This is a genomic window from Staphylococcus sp. GW823-FHT05F06, assembly GCF_058795495.1.
In genome coordinates this window covers 103,515-121,780 of sequence record NZ_JBXAHW010000007.1, presented here as the reverse complement: position 1 = coordinate 121,780, position 18,266 = coordinate 103,515, and the positions used below count along the sequence as shown (strand labels likewise).

The window sequence follows — 18,266 nt, the reverse complement described above, 5'->3', positions numbered from 1 at the left end:
ATTATATTTATTTCAAATCTCCAATACTGACATCATCAGGATCTTTTCCTTGTCTAGCATTTTTATTTAAACTATCTATTTCTGCAACATCTGTTAACTCAAGATTAAAATCAAAAATATCAAAATTTTCTTTAATACGTTTAGGTGTTTGTGATTTAGGAATGATAATACGATTATGTGCAAGATGCCAACGTAAGACAATTTGTGCAGGTGTTTTATCATAACGATGAGCAATATCTGTAATTACAGGGTCATCAAGCAACCCTTTATTGCGCATTAAAGGCATCCAAGCTGTTACTTTAATATCATGTTCATCACAAAAGTCTTGTACATCTTGTTGGTTAAAGTACGGATGTAACTCAATTTGATTCACCTGTGGTGTAATTTTAGTTTCTTTCATTAACTTTTCTAAATGATGTATCTTAAAGTTACATACACCAATGGCTTTTATTTTACCTTCTTCATATAAATGTTCTAAGGCTTTATATGATTCAATATACAATTGATCATTTTCACAAGGCCAATGAATTAAAAATAAATCTAAATAGTCTAACCCTAAATTGTCCAATGATTTATTAAAGTACTCTATTGTTTGGTCATAACCTTGATAATCATTCCAAAGTTTAGATGTTATGAATAACTCGTCCCTCTCAACATTTGAATGTTTTAATGCACTACCTAAGGCTTTTTCATTTCCATAAAAGTATGCCGTATCAAATGCACGATATCCTGCATCTAAAGCTGTACGGACAACCTCTTCCATCTGCTCATCCGCTATCTTATAAACTCCTAATCCAACTGCAGGCATTGGATAACCGTTATTTAAAATTTGGACATCATTTGTCATAGTACATTAACTCTCCTTATTTACATAGAAATTATTCACTTATTAACATTTTAATACCTTTTTTATTTACTGATGAAACAAATTAGAGCTATTCATTGTGTTATTTTAATATAAAGCAATTTATTATTCCTTAAATGATGAGTATCCTTATATAAAACAAAAAGTGGGATAGAACTCACTTGGTGTTCTATCCCACAACTTATCTTTTGAAATATTAATCACGTTCGTCATCTTCTTGTTCTTCATTAACAGAAGGACGTCCACTATTAAATTCATAATTTAAGTTGACCCAAATAATTTGATGATTGTCGATTTCTGTAATCGTCCAACGATCATATTCAGTATCAACGAAGTCATCTTTTTGCAAATTAGTATTTTGTGATTGTAACCAACCACCAATAGTATCAATATCTTCAGAATCTTCAAACTCTATGCCAAATTTTTCATTTAAATCATCAAGTAAAACACGACCATTAATTTGATAAGTATGATCATCAAGTTTAACTATATCGTTAACTTCGTCATCATCAAATTCGTCTCTGATTTCACCAACAATTTCTTCTAAAATATCTTCCATTGTTAAAATACCAGCTGTCCCACCATACTCATCTATAATCAAACTAATATGTACATGCTCTCTTTGCATTCTTACAAGAGCATCACTTATTCTAGTTGTCTCTGAAATCATGGGTAATTCATGAATATAATTGGCGATTTTAATCGGTTTACCTGACGCATATTCTGTTAAAAACTCTTTGACATTTATAAAACCTTTTACATGGTCTTTATCACCATCTTCAGTGATTGGATATCTTGTAAACTGATGTTCTTTGATAGTATCTAATAATTCATCTACATTAAATGGTTCGTTGAGCGTAACCATTTGTGTACGTGGCACCATAATATCTTTTGCATGACGTTCATCAAATGAAAAAATATTTTGCATATACGCAAGCTCGGTTTGGTTAATCTCTCCACCGTTATAACTATTGTTTATAATAATTTTTATTTCTTCTTCTGACATTGCATCAGTTTGAGCATCTGGATCAAATCCAAACATTCTGACAATCACACGAGAAGAACCATTCATTAACCATATAAGTGGTTTCATAAAATTACCAAAATAAAATAATGGTCTTGAATATAAAAGTGCAAGTTGTTCTGTATGTTGAATAGCAAATGATTTAGGTGCCAATTCGCCTAATACAACATGTAAATATGTCACAACAATGAATGAAACAACAAATGAAATCGTCGTTGTTAAAGGACTCGGTAAATGTAATAACTCGAATAGTGGGTGCATCATCTTTTCAAATGTCGGTTCACCTAACCAACCTAAGCCTAAAGATGTTACTGTAATACCTAATTGACAGGCAGATAAGTAATAATCAAGATTGTCTATCATTTTTTTGACAATTTTTGCGCTCTTATTACCCTCATCTACTAATTGTTCAATACGCGTTGATCTCACTTTTACTAGTGCAAATTCTGACCCAACGAATACTGTTGTTAATGCAATCAAAAGAAAAAATATAACTAAACTAATTATGGTCGAAGTTTCCAATTAATTCCCTATTTCTAGGGATTCACCTCCATATATGTTGTGTCACGCTTAGGTAACACGTATTTAAATCATCATGACTCAATAAGTGACAACTACATGCTAAGACCTTCCCATCGTGACACTCCCCGTAAAAAATGTGATTGGCTTCATTCTATCATAAATCTTTTGTTATATGTTAAACATATGCCAATACTATATTGTAGACAAAATAATTTTTTTATTCAACCAATGACAAATCATTTGAAAGCATGATATTTTCCATTTTTAATCGTCGTTTCAACATTACATGCATCATCTATGATAACAATATCTGCATCTTTCCCGATTTTAATACTACCTTTTATGTCGTCTATGCCTAATGTTATCGCTTGATTTAAACTTGTTACTCTCCATAAATGCTCAATCGTGTCACCTGTAAATTGTATTAAATTTTTAAGTCCTTCGTTCATTTTGAGTATACTTCCAGCTAAAGCCCCAGAAGACAGGCGTGCTTCACTTCCCTTTACAATCACATCCTGACCACCTAAATCATAATGTCCTTCTGGCATTCCTTTAGCTCTCATCGCATCTGTAATTAAATAACAGCTTTGATTCCCCTTAAGTCTATATGCAAGTGCGATGGATGCAGGATGTGAATGAACACCATCCACAATCATTTCAGTATGCAACCCTTGATTTAACCAGGCTGCACCAAATACACCCGGTTCTCTATGTTGAAAGCCGGTCGCTGCATTATACAAATGAGTGATGTGTTTGGCACCATGACTCACAGCTGTATTCGCTTGATCAAACGTTGCCACCGTATGTCCGATTGAAAAAATGATATCATTTTTCATTGTCTTTAACGTTTCTGTTGCTCCATCAACTTCAGGAGCGTACGTAATAATCTTAATTAGTCCATTCGCTACTTCCTGAAACGACTTTATTTTATCAACCGTAGGACGTTGTACGAATTGAGGATGTTGTGCGCCTACTTTATGTTCTGAAATAAATGGACCTTCAAGATGTACTCCCACAATTTCGGCAGCATTTGTAACATCTTGTTGTTGAGTATATTTAGCAATAGTTTGAAGTGCTCGCTCAATATTGACTGTTGACTGTGTCATTGTTGTTGCTAAAAAAGATGTTGTCCCCTCAGAAAGGAGTGATTCTGCTAAATGTTGTAAGCCTTGTTCAGATGCATCCATGGCATCTTCACCATACCCCCCATGGATGTGAATATCTATAAATCCTGGCAGTATATGTCGTTTTTTTACATCAATAATGTCAATTGTATTATGCGACGATGACGGATGAAAAGGACACTTACCAACGTCTAAAATTTTCCCATCTTTAATATGAACATATCCATTGTTAATCATTTCATTTTCTGTATATACGATGCCATTCGTTAAAACATATTCTGACATGATTGAACCCTTCTTTTCTTTGAATTATTAGTAGTTGACTGAACTATTTTATTATATCTTTCTTCGTAATGAATATCACTTTTTCAATATTTTACTGGTTAACAGATGAATTTTACTAATTTACTCTATATTCTTAATTTAATAACTGTATTTTTAATTTAAGATATTATTTTCATACAAAATAACTATTTAATGTAAATTTATTAAAACTTCTTAGTCTTTATTACAACGATAACATTCAATCTAACCAATGCAACATAAGTTTCGATTCAAAAAAACGGCAATTCCCATTTATTTTCAAAATGGAAATCACCGTTTAATTCAATTAATTTTCTATATATTTAAAGCATTGTTATTACTAATTTTAAAATTACTATTCATCCATAGCTTGAGATGCTTGAATTTCATTTTCTGTTACTTTTGGTTTCAAGAAACCATAAATTAAAGCTGAAACTAACGTACCCACAACTAAAGCAATAAGAGTTTGAAGTATATGGTTAAAATCAGTACCAATAATGACGAAAATTCCACCATGAGGTGCTTTGATACTTGATCCTAAACCTAAAGCAATTGCTCCAGCCACACCTGAGCCAACCATCATTGAAGGAATCACACGTAATGGATCGGCAGCTGCGAATGGGATGGCACCTTCAGTAATAAATGATAATCCCATGACATAGTTTGGTACAATTGAGCCTCTTTGCTCTTTAGTGAATTTTCTTCTAAAGATTAACATTGCTGTAGCGATAGCTAATGGAGGAATCATACCACCAATCATCGCTGCAGTAATAGGAGCTGCATTTCCTTCCGTTAATGCAGCAGTAGCAAATACATAAGCTGCTTTATTAAATGGACCGCCCATGTCAATTGCCATCATAGCTCCAATCACAAGACCAAGTAACATAATATTAGAGCCTGACAGACTATTTAAACCATTTAGTAGCAAATGATTTAACCAAGCTGCTGGCGGATTAAAGACATACACCATTAACAATCCAGTAATTGAAACTGAAAGTAATGGATAGATTAAAGTAGGTTTCAAGCCTTCAATTGCTTGTGGCAATTTACGTGTAATATATTTAATTCCTTGAGTTAAATAACCTGCTAAGAAACCAGCAATAATTCCACCAATAAAGCCAGAACCTCCAGAAATAGCTAACATACCACCAACTAAACCAGCTGCAAAACCTGGTTTATCTGCAATACTACGTGCAATGAAACCAGCTAAAATTGGAATAATTAAAGCAAAGGCACTATTTTTACCAATATTCCATAATTGTTCAGCAAATGCATTATATTCTGAACTATCAGGCTTAAATGAGTTTGCGCCGAATAAGAATACAATTGCCATTAAGATACCACCCGAAATAACAAGTGGTAACATATTAGAAACACCATTCATTAAGTGTTTATAGAATGCTTTTCCTGGGCTTAACTTTTCTTCATTATCGTCATGTTTTTTAGATCCACCTTGCGCTACAAATGGTTTACGATTTGTATCTAAAGCTGTATTAATTAGTTCCTCGGGACGCTTAATACCATCAGCAACAGGAACCTCAACCACATTTTTCCCATCAAAACGATCAGTTTCTACATGGACATCTGCTGCAACAATTATTCCAGTTGCACGTTCTATATCTTGTTCAGTTAAATGGTTTTTAATACCACTAGAACCATTTGTTTCAACTTTAATTTTGATGTTCATCTTCTCAGCTTGCTTTTTCAAAGCATCACGTGCCATATATGTGTGGGCAATCCCAGTTGGGCATGCTGTAACAGCTAAAACATATGGCTCATTATTATCTTGATTTGAGTTGTCAGTTGAAACAGTTGCATTTTCGTTCGCTTCTGCTTCTTCTTCTTTTGTTGCCTCATCATCCGCTTCATCGATAATGTTTAACACTTCTTCAGGAGATTCAGCATGAATTAATTTTTCACGTATTTTCTCATCCATTAATATTCCAGAAAGTTTCGCAAGCGCATCTAAATGCGTTTGTGCTCCACCTTCAGGCGCTGCAATCATAAAGAATAAGTGTGCAGGTTGCATGTCTAAACTTTGATAATCCACACCTTCTTTAGATTTACCGAATGCAATTGCAGGTGTTTTAACTGCTGCAACTTTAGCATGTGGTATAGCAATACCTTCACCAATTCCTGTTGTGCTCTGAGATTCACGATTATGAATTGCCTCTTTAAACGATACAGGGTCACTTAACTTACCTGCTTTATCCAATTGATTAACAAGCTCAGTAATCACCCCACTTTTATCAGAAGCATCTAAATCCATCGCTATTGTTTCTTTAGTTAACAGTTCAGTAATTCTCATCTTTTTCACTCCCCATCAAGTACAGAAATTGTCACTTGAGATTTAATATTTTCTATAGCATCTCTTGTCGCTAAATCTTCTGAAAAAGCAGTCGCTGTTCCTGAAGCTACGGCCTGTTGAAAAGCTTCATCTATATTAAGACCCATGGACAACCCTGCTACCATACCTGCCACTGTACTATCACCAGATCCTACTGTATTAACTACATGTCCTTGTGGATTCACAGCTTTAATGCTTTGATGTTGATCAACATATATTGCACCATCGCCACCAAGTGAAATGATGACTGATTGTGCCCCTTTTTTCAAAATTTCTTTACCATATTTTATAACATCTTCATCACTCTTGACTGTAGTGTTAAACATTACTTCTAATTCATCTTTGTTTGGTTTAATAAATAATGGTCGATATGGTAATACTGTTTCAACAAGATCTTTTTCTGCATCAACAACTAGTTGCGCACCAGTTTTTTCAGTGATTTGTGCTATTTGTGCATAAGCATCACTTGGAATACTGTTCGGTACACTTCCAGCTACAATAACAATATCGTCGTTTGTAGTACGACGTATTTGAGATAAAAGTTGTTCAAATTGCGCGTGTGTCACTTTAGGTCCGGGTGCATTGATTTCTGTTTCTTGACCTGATTTTAGTTTTACATTAATACGCGTATCCTCATCTACTTGAACAAAATCTGATTGGATATTACTGTCCTCAAGTGTTTGAGCAATAAAATCTCCAGGGAAACCTCCTGAAAATCCTAAGGCTGTAGAATCAACATCTAAAGTTTTAAGTACTCTTGATACATTGATTCCCTTACCTCCTGCAAATTTATACGTTGCTTTTGCCCGGTTTAATCCTGATATTTCAAATCCATCAGTAAAAATGATGTAATCGATTGAAGGATTGAAGGTAACTGTATATATCATGATTTCCCTCCTATAAAATTAAATTCATTCATGTAAGCTTCAGTCATCTTGCTTTGCATTGCTTTTTGCGAAGTTATGATGCTAAGTCCATCTAAAATTGGAACTCTTGCAAAATAAATTTGATTAAACTTTGATTGATCGACAAGCACATATTTGTGATTTGATAGTTTCATAGCTGTTTCTTTAATCAAAGCTTCTTGTTCATCAGGGGTTGTTAATCCATATTTCACATCAATACCGTTCATTCCTATAAAAGCACGATCAAAACAATAACGTCTTAATGTTTCTAACGCGTTAGCACCAACTGTAGCCATTGTCGTAGGTTTAACTTGGCCACCAACCATTAAAGTTTTAATACCGTGCTTTAATAGTTCTTCAACATGTGTCATTCCGTTTGTTACAACAGTAATATCTTTTGCCTCAATATATTGAATTAACTCAAAAGTTGAGGAACCCGCATCTAGAAATATACATTCATGATCTTGGATATCACATGCAGCACGTTTAGCGATTTCTTGTTTTTCACGTAAATTCTGAGTTCTTTTTTCAGATAACTTAGGTTCCTTAACTCGATTTTGATGAATTGTAGCACCACCATGTACTCGTTGTAATTTACCCATATTCTGCAACTTAGATAAATCTCTTCGTATAGTTGATGCACTACATCCTGTTCTATCAACTAAATCTTGAAGTGTTAAAAAGTCCTTTTGAGTTAATTCTTGTAAAATTAAATTCTGTCGTTTTTCTGATATCACTGCTATACCTCCCCTAATTCACTTATATTGTAATGGCTACGCTTACATATTTCAATCAAAATATTCCATTTTCAATCAAAAACAATCATTTTATGACAAAAATAAAAACACCTTTCAGATTAGGTGTTTGAAATGGATTGTATCATCACACTTTAAGACGTACATTTTAATTTTCAGAAATCATTTTCTAAGTATTAAATAATGTTGAAACATTAAATGTCTATATACGTTTAATTCTGTGTAATAGATTCTACCTGAGCCTTTGTCATGTCAATTAAATCATTCACATGAATGATAATTTGCATTCCTCTTTGACCTCCGCTAATATAAACTTTTTCTAAATTTTTAGCGGAAGCATCAATCGTCGTTTTAAAGGAATGTTTCATACCGATAGGTGAACATCCTCCTCTAACATACCCTGTTACTTGTTTTAATTGATCGAGAGGCATTAAATTCAATTTCTTTTCATTAACAACATGAGCCGCCTTCTTCATATCTAAGGTTTCATTAACTGGAATGACAAAAACATAGTGTTCATGATTGGAATTCTCTAGTACAAGTGTTTTAAAGACTTCTTCTATTTTAGCACCTACGAGTTGTGCAATCTCTTCTCCATGTTGATGCTTGTCAGTAACTTCGTAAGTATTCATTTGATAATTAATTTTAGCTCTATCTAAAATCCGCATTGCATTTGTTTTTTTAGTTTTAGACATATTCTCACCCTTTATAACAATCATTCACATCTCATTTTAACATGAAAACTTTATTTCATTTACACTAACACTATTAAAAAACACCCTTTCTTATATAGAAGAAAGCGTGTTAATTAATGATTATTGATGTTTGATGCATGTACAGTCCCACTTTTATTGACTTTAACCTTAGTTTGATGAAGTTTATTTTCACTAGAAAATACATATACTGAATGAAGCGACTCGTTGAAAGTACGCTCTATATTATATTTTTTGCTTAAATGATTCTCAGCGTAATTCAAAGCAATTACTTTACATTCCTGTGGGTTGAAATCATAAGATGCTTGCGTTCTTACACTTTGTTGATTTGTTTTATTAACATTCTTTTGGTGATCAGAGTTTTTTTCTGAAGCTTCAGCAACATGATTCATATTTAAGTTAGGGAATATATCGTTATGAGATACTGTTTTCACTTTAGTAAAAGTACAAATTGTTTTATGGACTTTCGCTAATGCATTTTGGTTTGTAGCTAAAAATAATAAAAGTACTAAACAAATTGATAAAATAACTGCAACAGAACTTAAAAATAAGTTTTTCAATTTCATCTCCTTACCCACATTTCTCTTAAGATTTATTCTATCTTAACACAACAACTTTTAATAAAAGATATGTAGATTACAATTTAAATAGATTGTAATATTTGTAACACTAACATTAATATAGTTGTTATTTTTGTTACATAAACCACTAATAACTCATAATCTTTTAAAACTTATATTTGAGATAACATCAACTTTACATTACAAGTTATAAAACAAAAGAAGTGGGACACAGAATTCGTCTTGAACACTGTGTCCCACCTCGTCCCCAAAACTTGCTCTGTCCGTAGAATTTCTCGGCGAAATTCTCTTTGTTGGGGCCCCGTATTAATTTGCTTCTTTACGGCGTGACTTAAGTCCTTTTTCAATAAAAATAATGATAATTCCACTTAATGAAACCGCAATAGCCATATATAAAGGAAACTCTAAATTAACATCGAATAATGCACCAGCTACAAGAGGACCTATAAAGTTACCCATACTGGTAAAAGTTGAATTCAATCCACCTGCAAAACCTTGCCGTTTGCCTGCTATATTCGAGAAGTAATTGGTTAAAGCTGGTCTAATCATATCAAAACCTATAAAAACAACAAAGCTAATAATCATAATCGTCCAATAACCGTTTGCAAGCACTAACATAACGAGAACAATGGCTGAATATAGTAATGACCATGCAATAAAATTAAGTTCACTCATATATTTCATAAATTTATCAAAGAAGAATACTTGGAATAATGCGCCAAACACGCCTCCACCGATAATAGCTATCGAAATATCTTTAGGAGTATAATTTACTTTGTCAGCTGTATATAAAGAAAATAATGTTTCAAAAGCAGATAAACCAAATGCTAATACAAGTGTTAATATGACTGGAGTAATAAATACTTTCCAATTAATTTTAGTGAATAATTCAGGTTGATATTGGTGGAATCCATCTGTAGTTGCTTTTTGAGGATTATGAATTAATAAAACTGACATAATGAATGCAACAACACCTAATGTTCCATCAACATAGAAAGGTAATCTATGTGAAATTTCAGCTAAAAAGCCTCCAAATCCAGGTCCTAATATAAAACCTGAATTAATAATTGCCGACATGTAACCAAAGTTTTTAGCTTTATCAGCTCCTGGAGAAATATCTGCAATCATACCTGTTACACCAGGCATGACCATGCCTGCACTAAAGCCACCTAAAACACGTGAAATGATTAAAATGGTAAAACTTTGACCGGCTGCGAACATAAATTCAGAGACAGCAAAGAATACTAAACCGATACATATAATTAATTTTTTACCCAATTTATCAGCTAGTGTCCCACCAAATGGTGAAATAATCATTTGTGATAATGCAAAAGCAGCAACTAGCATTCCTAAGTCACTACCTTTTAATCCTAAATCCTTCAAATATACAGGAAGTACAGGAATAACTAATCCAATCCCTAAAAATATAAGAAATATATTAAAATAAAGAATGAATAATTGTTTTTTCATAGGAACCCCCCTTTTTTTCTAATATAGTAAGCATACCAATAATTTTGAAATTTATCGCAAATTTATTTTTAATGTCCCACATAAGAACTTTACTTTACTAAAAGTTTCTACATTGTATAACAATTTAACGTGACATGACAATCATTTTGAAAAACTTTAATTTTTAAATTTCACTAAACTCTAATTTTTTAGTTAAAAATTTAACATATAATTAAACGAACCTGTATCTTCATAAACTTTCGACAAAACCTTTATCCAATTGACTAAAGTCTAATGAACATACGGTATAATTTTTCTTCGCTTTCACATCTGTATAAACAGAAAACACCTCAAATTGTTTGAAATGCCTCACTGTAAAAGTTATCATTAACTCTCGATTATCAAACTCTATAGAAAGTAGTGCGTGGTTATGCAATCTCGTTACTTTGCAAGAATATACTTTATTATCTTATTTGTTATATCTATGACTGAATCACATATTTTTAACTTTATGACGTTAAATTTATTTTTAGCATACGTGCCATTTGAACTTTGTCTACTTTTAAAATTGTTCAAACCAGTCAAAGCTTTTGAATGGCCCTTATTTATTGTTTTCGGACTCATATTTCTATTATTAGTTCCAAACACATTTTATATGATTACCGATCTCATACACTTAAACCAATTTCAATTTAACTTTTTAGCTGGATTAAACATCACAGAATGGATTTATTTCACCTATTTAATACTTGGCGTACTCTTAGCAATATACCTCACAATTCTTATATTTTTAGAAATTGCACATTTTACGTCTTATGTATGGTTAAATCGACTATTGATAGTTATATTAATGTTCTTAAATGGATTAGGTATTTACATCGGTCGATTCTTAAGATTACATACTGTCTATTTATTAAATGCACCTTTAAAAATTGTGAAAGAGGTTTTTTTAATCATAGATGTTAAAGCGTTACTATTTGTCGTTTTAATGGTGCTCATACAAGCAACAGTCATATTGTTTATTAAAGGGGTGAGATTATACCAATGATAATTGAAGTAATTTTAATGGTATGTCTCATCATTATTCAACTTATGATAGGTCATTTATGGCATCAAATAGGATGGAGTTATACTAAAGCTATTTTATTAATGTGTTTACCGTTAGGGATAGGATTATATTTGATGCAATTATTTTATTATGAGCCCCGTTATACAAATTGGGAAGTACCTTTGAAAACTAAATTAAATCTTAAATATATGTATATTTTAACTTTGTTAGAATATATTTTAATCTATGTTTGCTTTTTTATGTAACTAGATAAAGATCTGAACACCTATATACTGTTGTTCAGATCTTTTTTATTTAATCTAATGCTTTGAATTCTGACATTACACGTTGTCTACTTTCTTTGTGATCAATCATTTGTTTAGGATAGTCTTTACCTATTTCAACACCTTGCCCCTTTATTTGTTGCTCGAATTTATGAGTATCGTGTAAATACTTAGCATCTACCTGATTTAATCTTGGAATGTAAGTTTTTATATATCGTGCATTATTATCAAAACGCTCGCTTTGTCTTATAGGATTAAACATTCTAAAGTATGGTACAGCATCTGTTCCAGTAGAAGCTGACCACTGCCATCCGTGAACATTTGAAGCTGCATCATAATCTATTAATTTTTGTTTAAAAAATGACTCACCCCAAATCCAGTCAATAAACAAATCTTTAGTTAAAAATTGAGAAACTACCATTCTCATGCGATTATGCATAAATCCAGTTGTTTTAAGTTCCTCCATTGCTGCATCAATAATTGGAAAACCAGTATTCCCATCTTTCCACAGTTTAAAATTCTCTTCATTATAAGACCATTTCAATTGTTGGTATTTTTCTTTAAAAGCAACATGAGCTGTTTCGGGATAATTGGTCATTAATACATAATAAAACTCTCTAAAAATCAATTCACGTATAAAAGTTTCGTAATTTTGTTCATTTTTATCATAATTTTGAAGTAAATCGTTGAAAACTTGTATAATATCTATCATTCCATAAGCTAAGTAAATACTTAGTTGGCTTGTTAATACTTCAGGCAAGTATTCCCTGTTTTCTTTATAATTTTCGATATCTTGAGATAAAAATTCAGACCAACGATTTTGAACATCACGTTCACTTATACCATATGAATGATAATCTTCTTTAATTTTATGTTGAGATTTCACTACAACCTTTGAAATATCTTCTAAATGATAGTCATATTCATCTCTAATCATTAAGTAAGGACGCCATTTTCTATAAAAACTGGTAAATACTTTATATGGTTCCCCTTGTTTATTATGTGTTTTGCGGGGGTTAAAATAATGATTTGCTCTTAATGATATTACTTGAATATTAGCTTGTTTAAATCGTTTCCTTTGATGTAAAATGTCATATTCTTCGTGATGATAACTCATAATATCACCTGCAACAACAACTTTGTCTATAGCTTGTTTTTTACAAAAGTCTATTAATTTATCATAAGACATCAAAAAGGGTTCTATATCATATCGTTGTAGTTCATACATAAACTTCTGTATGGACCCATAATAGTATTGTGCTTTCTTTTTTGCTTCTTCTTCAAACTCTTCAGTTGGAATAATAAAATAACAATGATTTATAGATTCTTTATTACTATATATATAATCAAATAATGGATTATTATTTAGCCTAAAAACTCTATTTAATATGACACCTATAGCCATTAGATTTTACCACCTAACATCAATTTTTTGTTATTCTCTAATACTAAATTCTATTTACATTCATATATTTTTTATACGATACATTTCAACTATTAAGATTAACTTGCCACGAGTTTATAAAAAATGTCTCGTAAAGTTAAAATATTAAACTTTACGAGACATTTATAATTATCATTTTAATACCTAAATCTTTTACTTACACTAAACCAAGCCATTTCCAATACGTCAAACTAAATACGATAACTAAAATATAACCTACTATCGTTAAAGGTATACCTGTCTTTAAAAAATCCTTTACGGTAAAAGTCCCAGTACCATATGCAAGCATATTTTGTGGTGCACTGACAGGTAGTAGGAAACCAAAACTAATCACAAATTGTTGTATTAATACAAAACCAATAGCATGATCACCTAAATTTAGCGTTGAAGTCAAAGAAATAAACACAGGTATTAACGCAGAGGCTAAGCTCGTTGCACTTGCAAAACCTAAATGTATTAATATATTAAATAAGGTAATTAACGCAATAGTTGCTATGATCGGTAAATGTTTAAGACCCATCAAACCAAATGTTTGATCACTTAACCATTGAGCGGCTCCTGTTTTAAGTAATACATTACCAAGTGAGATTCCTACACCAAATACTATAATCGTCCCCCAAGGAATCTTCTTTTCAACACCTTTCCAAGTAATAACACCAATCTTTGGCATTAGTATAATACCTAGAGCAACTAGTGTAATCGAAGCTGAATCAATCGGATGCAATACTTTCTCAGTCGACCAGAAGAATAATAAAAGCACTGAAATCACAATTAGTCGCCATTCTCTATGACTGACTGGTCCTAATTTATTAAGTTCCTTTTTAATTAACTCTTTTCCACCTTCAATTGCATCATGTTCAGGTGGCATAAACTTAATCATTATAAAATAAAGAGCTATAGACATAATGATTGACCACGGCGCAGCATATAAAAACCACTCTCCCCATGATACATCATGTCCTAAATTTTGGTTAATAAAATTGATGGCTACAATATTTTGTGCTGCAGCCGTTTTAATACCTATATTCCATATCGAAACTGCTTGTACAGCAGTAATAATTAATAATGAAGCAAGTCTACTATCCTTACTCACATTAAATGCAGCAATCATTCCCAGTAATATTGGGACAACTGCACCAGCACGTGCTGTAGCTGATGGTACAAAGAATGCTAGAACAATAGATACTAAAATAGCACCAATGACTATATTTCTAGTTTTATTTCCAACAATTGATAGCACAAGTAATGCAAGTCGTTTATGTAAATTGGTTTCCTGCATAGCTACTGCTAAAAATAATGCTGCAGCTACAAGTGCTACGGCTGAGGTTGAAAAACCACTAAAAGCGTGACTAAGCGCGTTATTCGTTCCTAAAATATCGCTACCTTTTAGTATTATGTCGCCACTTTTAGGGTTTCCAAGTTTTTCGGATAAATCTTGAACTGGACTTAAACCTAGTAAAAGTATCATTAATCCTAAAATTAATGTTGCAGAAACTGGATAAGTAACTGCTTCTGTAACCCACATAACTACAGCGAAAGCTAAAATAGCTAGTGCTGCTTTAGCCATTACAGGTAATCCTGCTGGTGTGGGTAATAACAAGATTGTAATTAAAATAATAAAACTAATGATAATCCACACAGGTTTATAACTTTTTTTAGACTTTTTATCATGATATTTTTCAGTATGAGCTTGATATTGGTCCCCTTTAGCCATTTTAATCGTCTCCTTATTCTATGAATATATGTTCATTATATCAAGAAAGCGCTTTTATAAATCAACGAAAAAATACCCTTTACACAATTTTCACAAAAATCTAACAATTTAAGATGTAGAACTTCATAATTATTTATTTGAATTTTAGTGAGTTTTTGACTTCACTCACAGCTTGCGCAGAGTGTTGTAGTTGTTGATACTCATCATTATTCATATCTACCTCTATAATCTTTTCTATTCCTTGATATCCTATTATAGTAGGAACTCCGAAACAAATATCTGAACAACCGTATTCTCCCTCTAGATAAGCAATACTTGGTAATAACCGTTTCCGATCATTAAAAATTGCATCTATAGTTTCATATATAGCAGTTGCTGGTGCATAATATGCTGAGCCTTGACCTAGTAATGCAACAATTTCTGCACCACCCTTACGTGTACGTTCAACAATTTGATCAATCTTTTCTTCAGAAATAAGATGCTTAACTGGAATCCCATTAATGTGTGTGTTATTAATCAAAGGTAACATCGTATCACCATGTCCACCTAAAACAAACCCATTTACATCTTTGACAGACACGTTAAGTTCTTGAGCAATAAAAGTTCGATATCTTGCAGCGTCTAAAATTCCAGATTGACCAATAATACGTTCTTTAGGAAAACCTGATGCTTTAAATGCAGTATATGTCATAACATCAACCGGATTAGTCAATACAATAATTATTGAATGAGGTGCATACGTTGCAATTTGTAATGCAGTTTCTCGTACTATTTGTTCATTAGTTTGAACTAATTCTTCTCTTGTCATTCCTGATTTCCTAGGTATACCTGCAGTCATCACCACTATGTCTGAATCTTTAATATCTTCTATATTTACTGAACCATGTACAGATGTGTCAAACCCCCAAATGGGTCCGCTTTCTAAAATATCTAACGCCTTTCCTTTAGCCATACCCTCTGATTGCTGGCGTTCAATCAACACAATATCTCCTAATTCCTTTTGTGCAAGAATGAATGCTAGAGTCCCACCTGTATGTCCCGCGCCAATAATTGATATCTTTCTTCTATTGACCATAAGCAATGCCCCCTTGTTTAATTTTTTCTTTAAAAATCAAAAAGCTTTGCCACTTCATGTTAATTATAACATTGAAATGACAAAGCTTTTGAATACTTAAGTGAAATAAATATTTATATAATAACTGACTATCCAAAAATATCGTGATTTAATCCAAAAACATAAAGTAGTACAAAAAATGCTATACCACTTAATATTGTTAGTATTAAGGTTAATATAAGTGTACGTTTAAAATGTCTTATGAAGGCTATAAAAAGCATTCCTAAATTGTAAGCAAAGAATAGACCAAATAAGACCATTGTAATTTTTACATCAGTATAAAAAATATTAAATAATAAAACAATAAAGGCAAAACCTAAATATGGAAAAGTGATTAGGTTTCTTTCAAATTTAATTTGTTTGTTACGGTTATCTTCATTCATTTTTATCATACTCTCCTTGATTTATGAGAATTGCAAAACATCGAGTTTATTTTTTAGTCTGTTAACATCAAGTTGTTCACCAATCAATACTATTGTTAACGGATAATCCCCATTAATAACTTCATAATCCGGCATACCAAATGAATATTGAAACTCATATGTCACATTGGGTTCATCTTTAAATTGTACATATCCCTTTAATCTTAAAACATTATCAGGCATACGCAAAATAAATTGGTAAAATAATTGTCGGTCAATAGCTGTTGTAAATGTGTATTGCATACTATTTATACCATGGTGATGAGAATGTGTGTGTGTCATTACTAATTGATCACGAAATTGTGACAACTCCTCGATATTAACTTGTCCATAAGTAGTATATATTTTTGAACTATATTTGTTTACTTCGTTAAGTTGGTTCTTTAAAGCATCTCTGTCTTCAACAGATATTAAATCTAATTTATTAACGACGAGCACATCGCTTACCTCGAGTTGTTCTTCCATGAGACGCTTTGTGGAGTCAGTATACTGTTGTCTTTGTAAAAAGCGAAGTGCATCAACAATACTAACAACGTGGGGACGTTCAACAAACTGAACTATGCGAGGATCTTGACACGCCATAATCAATTCAATAGGATGCGCGATACCAGTTGCTTCTATTATAATATGGTCCGTTTCATGGTTGTGACTGAGCATCTCAATTTGTTGAACTAAATCTGATTTCATATCACAACAAACACAACCGTTCAACAATGGATACACTTTGACTAATTCACTCAAATGGTTACCATCTACATCAAATGATCCAAATTCGTTCATAATTACTGTTATTTTCTCATCAATTTTTAATAATTCATTAATATAATGTGTCAGGAACGTAGTTTTACCACTGCCTAAGAAACCGCTAACGATTGTGATTTTCAACTTTTCATTTTTATTATTTTTCATTTTAATATATCCTTTACTATTACAAATATTTTAATATATGATAACATAAATATTTAATTATCTTTTTACTTGATTTAATGTAAGATATCTTCTAAACTTTAAACATACTTTAATTTTAGCATGACATTGAATCATAGTGTTGTATATAAAACAAGCAACATAGATGGATTCCAATCCGAAAAAAAAGAGAATACGGATAGAATGTCTGGAGGAGAACTTTAATGTCTGAACAACATAATTTAAAAGAGCAGCTATGCTTTAGTTTGTACAATGCTCAAAGACAAGTTAATCGCTACTATTCTAACAAAGTCTTTAAAAAGTACAATCTAACATACCCACAATTTCTTGTTTTAACAATATTATGGGATGAATCACCTGTTAACGTCAAAAAGGTCGTTACAGAATTAGCACTTGATACTGGAACTGTATCGCCATTACTCAAGAGAATGGAACAAGTTGATTTAATCAAACGTGAACGTTCTGAAGTAGATCAACGTGAAGTATTTATTCACTTAACAGACAAAAGTGAAATGATTAGGCCCGAATTAAGCAACGCATCTGAGAAAGTTGCAACCGCTTCTTCTTTATCTAAAGAAGAGGTCAAAGAACTTAATCGCTTATTAGGTAAAGTCATCGATGCATTTATCGAAACAAAAGAAAAGTAATGTGTTGCTGTCATGAAACTAAAGTTAAAGGTTAAGTTTTAAATACACTGTACACTCAAACATATTATATAACAAAGG

Annotated in this window: 17 protein-coding genes; 3 read left to right on the top strand and 14 right to left on the bottom strand. The window is 32.0% G+C overall.

Features of this window, described 5'->3' with window-relative positions:
* Positions 1–7: 7 nt before the first annotated feature.
* The 9 genes from AC1Q7N_RS06450 to norA all read right to left on the bottom strand — a co-directional run bounded on the left by AC1Q7N_RS06450 (position 8) and on the right by norA (position 10,609).
* Positions 8–847, bottom strand: a complete 840-nt coding sequence (locus AC1Q7N_RS06450) for an aldo/keto reductase (RefSeq protein ID WP_001830355.1) — start codon at positions 845–847, stop codon at positions 8–10.
* A gap of 214 nt (positions 848–1,061) precedes the next feature.
* On the bottom strand, positions 1,062–2,411 hold the full coding sequence (locus AC1Q7N_RS06445) for a hemolysin family protein (RefSeq protein WP_002438880.1): 1,350 nt from the start codon (positions 2,409–2,411) through the stop codon (positions 1,062–1,064).
* Positions 2,412–2,647: 236 nt separating this feature from the next.
* Positions 2,648–3,820 (bottom strand): N-acetylglucosamine-6-phosphate deacetylase, encoded by a 1,173-nt coding sequence (nagA, locus tag AC1Q7N_RS06440; RefSeq protein ID WP_001830343.1) that lies wholly within the window; start codon positions 3,818–3,820, stop codon positions 2,648–2,650.
* A 373-nt stretch (positions 3,821–4,193) separates the two neighbouring features.
* Entirely contained in the window at positions 4,194–6,146 is a 1,953-nt protein-coding gene (locus AC1Q7N_RS06435; protein WP_002456133.1) for a PTS fructose transporter subunit IIABC, read from the bottom strand.
* 5 nt (positions 6,147–6,151) lie between these two features.
* Complete coding sequence (gene pfkB / locus AC1Q7N_RS06430; protein WP_002438878.1) at positions 6,152–7,072, bottom strand: 1-phosphofructokinase; 921 nt, start codon at positions 7,070–7,072, stop codon at positions 6,152–6,154.
* On the bottom strand, positions 7,069–7,827 hold the full coding sequence (locus tag AC1Q7N_RS06425; protein WP_002438877.1) for a DeoR/GlpR family DNA-binding transcription regulator: 759 nt from the start codon (positions 7,825–7,827) through the stop codon (positions 7,069–7,071). The genes pfkB and AC1Q7N_RS06425 overlap by 4 nt, the downstream gene beginning before the upstream one ends.
* Before the next feature lie 230 nt (positions 7,828–8,057).
* Entirely contained in the window at positions 8,058–8,540 is a 483-nt protein-coding gene (ybaK, locus tag AC1Q7N_RS06420) for a Cys-tRNA(Pro) deacylase (RefSeq protein WP_001830357.1), read from the bottom strand.
* 113 nt (positions 8,541–8,653) lie between these two features.
* Positions 8,654–9,124 carry a hypothetical protein gene (locus AC1Q7N_RS06415; protein WP_001830333.1) on the bottom strand — a complete coding sequence of 157 codons (471 nt, stop codon included), beginning with the start codon at positions 9,122–9,124 and terminating at the stop codon, positions 8,654–8,656.
* A gap of 321 nt (positions 9,125–9,445) precedes the next feature.
* A complete protein-coding gene (gene norA, locus AC1Q7N_RS06410) occupies positions 9,446–10,609 on the bottom strand; it encodes a multidrug efflux MFS transporter NorA (RefSeq protein ID WP_049387474.1) in 1,164 nt (387 codons plus the stop codon).
* Positions 10,610–11,018: 409 nt separating this feature from the next.
* Here norA and AC1Q7N_RS06405 point away from each other — a divergent pair, with 409 nt between their 5' ends.
* On the top strand, positions 11,019–11,636 hold the full coding sequence (locus tag AC1Q7N_RS06405; RefSeq protein ID WP_002438866.1) for a DUF1361 domain-containing protein: 618 nt from the start codon (positions 11,019–11,021) through the stop codon (positions 11,634–11,636).
* Positions 11,633–11,902, top strand: a complete 270-nt coding sequence (locus AC1Q7N_RS06400; protein ID WP_002438864.1) for a hypothetical protein — start codon at positions 11,633–11,635, stop codon at positions 11,900–11,902. The genes AC1Q7N_RS06405 and AC1Q7N_RS06400 overlap by 4 nt, the downstream gene beginning before the upstream one ends.
* Before the next feature lie 49 nt (positions 11,903–11,951).
* On the opposite strand, the gene AC1Q7N_RS06395 is transcribed toward AC1Q7N_RS06400, so the two are convergent.
* The 5 genes from AC1Q7N_RS06395 to AC1Q7N_RS06375 all read right to left on the bottom strand — a co-directional run bounded on the left by AC1Q7N_RS06395 (position 11,952) and on the right by AC1Q7N_RS06375 (position 17,523).
* A complete protein-coding gene (locus tag AC1Q7N_RS06395; protein ID WP_001830324.1) occupies positions 11,952–13,325 on the bottom strand; it encodes a cryptochrome/photolyase family protein in 1,374 nt (457 codons plus the stop codon).
* 196 nt (positions 13,326–13,521) lie between these two features.
* Positions 13,522–15,078: an SLC13 family permease gene (locus AC1Q7N_RS06390; RefSeq protein WP_002438863.1), complete on the bottom strand. Its 1,557-nt coding sequence runs from the start codon at positions 15,076–15,078 to the stop codon at positions 13,522–13,524.
* Between the two features lie 133 nt (positions 15,079–15,211).
* Positions 15,212–16,153: a malate dehydrogenase gene (gene mdh / locus AC1Q7N_RS06385; RefSeq protein WP_002438862.1), complete on the bottom strand. Its 942-nt coding sequence runs from the start codon at positions 16,151–16,153 to the stop codon at positions 15,212–15,214.
* Between the two features lie 128 nt (positions 16,154–16,281).
* On the bottom strand, positions 16,282–16,575 hold the full coding sequence (locus AC1Q7N_RS06380) for a hypothetical protein (protein WP_001830319.1): 294 nt from the start codon (positions 16,573–16,575) through the stop codon (positions 16,282–16,284).
* 21 nt (positions 16,576–16,596) lie between these two features.
* Entirely contained in the window at positions 16,597–17,523 is a 927-nt protein-coding gene (locus AC1Q7N_RS06375) for a CobW family GTP-binding protein (protein WP_001830339.1), read from the bottom strand.
* 221 nt (positions 17,524–17,744) lie between these two features.
* Between AC1Q7N_RS06375 and mgrA the strand changes: the two genes are divergently transcribed.
* The gene (mgrA, locus tag AC1Q7N_RS06370) at positions 17,745–18,188 is read left to right on the top strand and encodes a global transcriptional regulator MgrA (RefSeq protein ID WP_001830335.1); all 444 of its coding nucleotides are present in this window, start codon (positions 17,745–17,747) and stop codon (positions 18,186–18,188) included.
* Positions 18,189–18,266: the final 78 nt, after the last annotated feature.

Coding starts and splice junctions, on each gene's coding strand:
- pfkB (WP_002438878.1), bottom strand. CDS start 7,072: ATGATATATACAGTTACCTTCAATCCTTCAATCGATTACATCATTTTT.
- AC1Q7N_RS06390 (WP_002438863.1), bottom strand. CDS start 15,078: ATGGCTAAAGGGGACCAATATCAAGCTCATACTGAAAAATATCATGAT.
- AC1Q7N_RS06450 (WP_001830355.1), bottom strand. CDS start 847: ATGACAAATGATGTCCAAATTTTAAATAACGGTTATCCAATGCCTGCA.
- nagA (WP_001830343.1), bottom strand. CDS start 3,820: ATGTCAGAATATGTTTTAACGAATGGCATCGTATATACAGAAAATGAA.
- AC1Q7N_RS06415 (WP_001830333.1), bottom strand. CDS start 9,124: ATGAAATTGAAAAACTTATTTTTAAGTTCTGTTGCAGTTATTTTATCA.
- AC1Q7N_RS06400 (WP_002438864.1), top strand. CDS start 11,633: ATGATAATTGAAGTAATTTTAATGGTATGTCTCATCATTATTCAACTT.
- mdh (WP_002438862.1), bottom strand. CDS start 16,153: ATGGTCAATAGAAGAAAGATATCAATTATTGGCGCGGGACATACAGGT.
- ybaK (WP_001830357.1), bottom strand. CDS start 8,540: ATGTCTAAAACTAAAAAAACAAATGCAATGCGGATTTTAGATAGAGCT.
- norA (WP_049387474.1), bottom strand. CDS start 10,609: ATGAAAAAACAATTATTCATTCTTTATTTTAATATATTTCTTATATTT.
- AC1Q7N_RS06405 (WP_002438866.1), top strand. CDS start 11,019: ATGCAATCTCGTTACTTTGCAAGAATATACTTTATTATCTTATTTGTT.
- AC1Q7N_RS06435 (WP_002456133.1), bottom strand. CDS start 6,146: ATGAGAATTACTGAACTGTTAACTAAAGAAACAATAGCGATGGATTTA.
- AC1Q7N_RS06395 (WP_001830324.1), bottom strand. CDS start 13,325: ATGGCTATAGGTGTCATATTAAATAGAGTTTTTAGGCTAAATAATAAT.
- AC1Q7N_RS06380 (WP_001830319.1), bottom strand. CDS start 16,575: ATGAATGAAGATAACCGTAACAAACAAATTAAATTTGAAAGAAACCTA.
- mgrA (WP_001830335.1), top strand. CDS start 17,745: ATGTCTGAACAACATAATTTAAAAGAGCAGCTATGCTTTAGTTTGTAC.
- AC1Q7N_RS06375 (WP_001830339.1), bottom strand. CDS start 17,523: ATGAAAAATAATAAAAATGAAAAGTTGAAAATCACAATCGTTAGCGGT.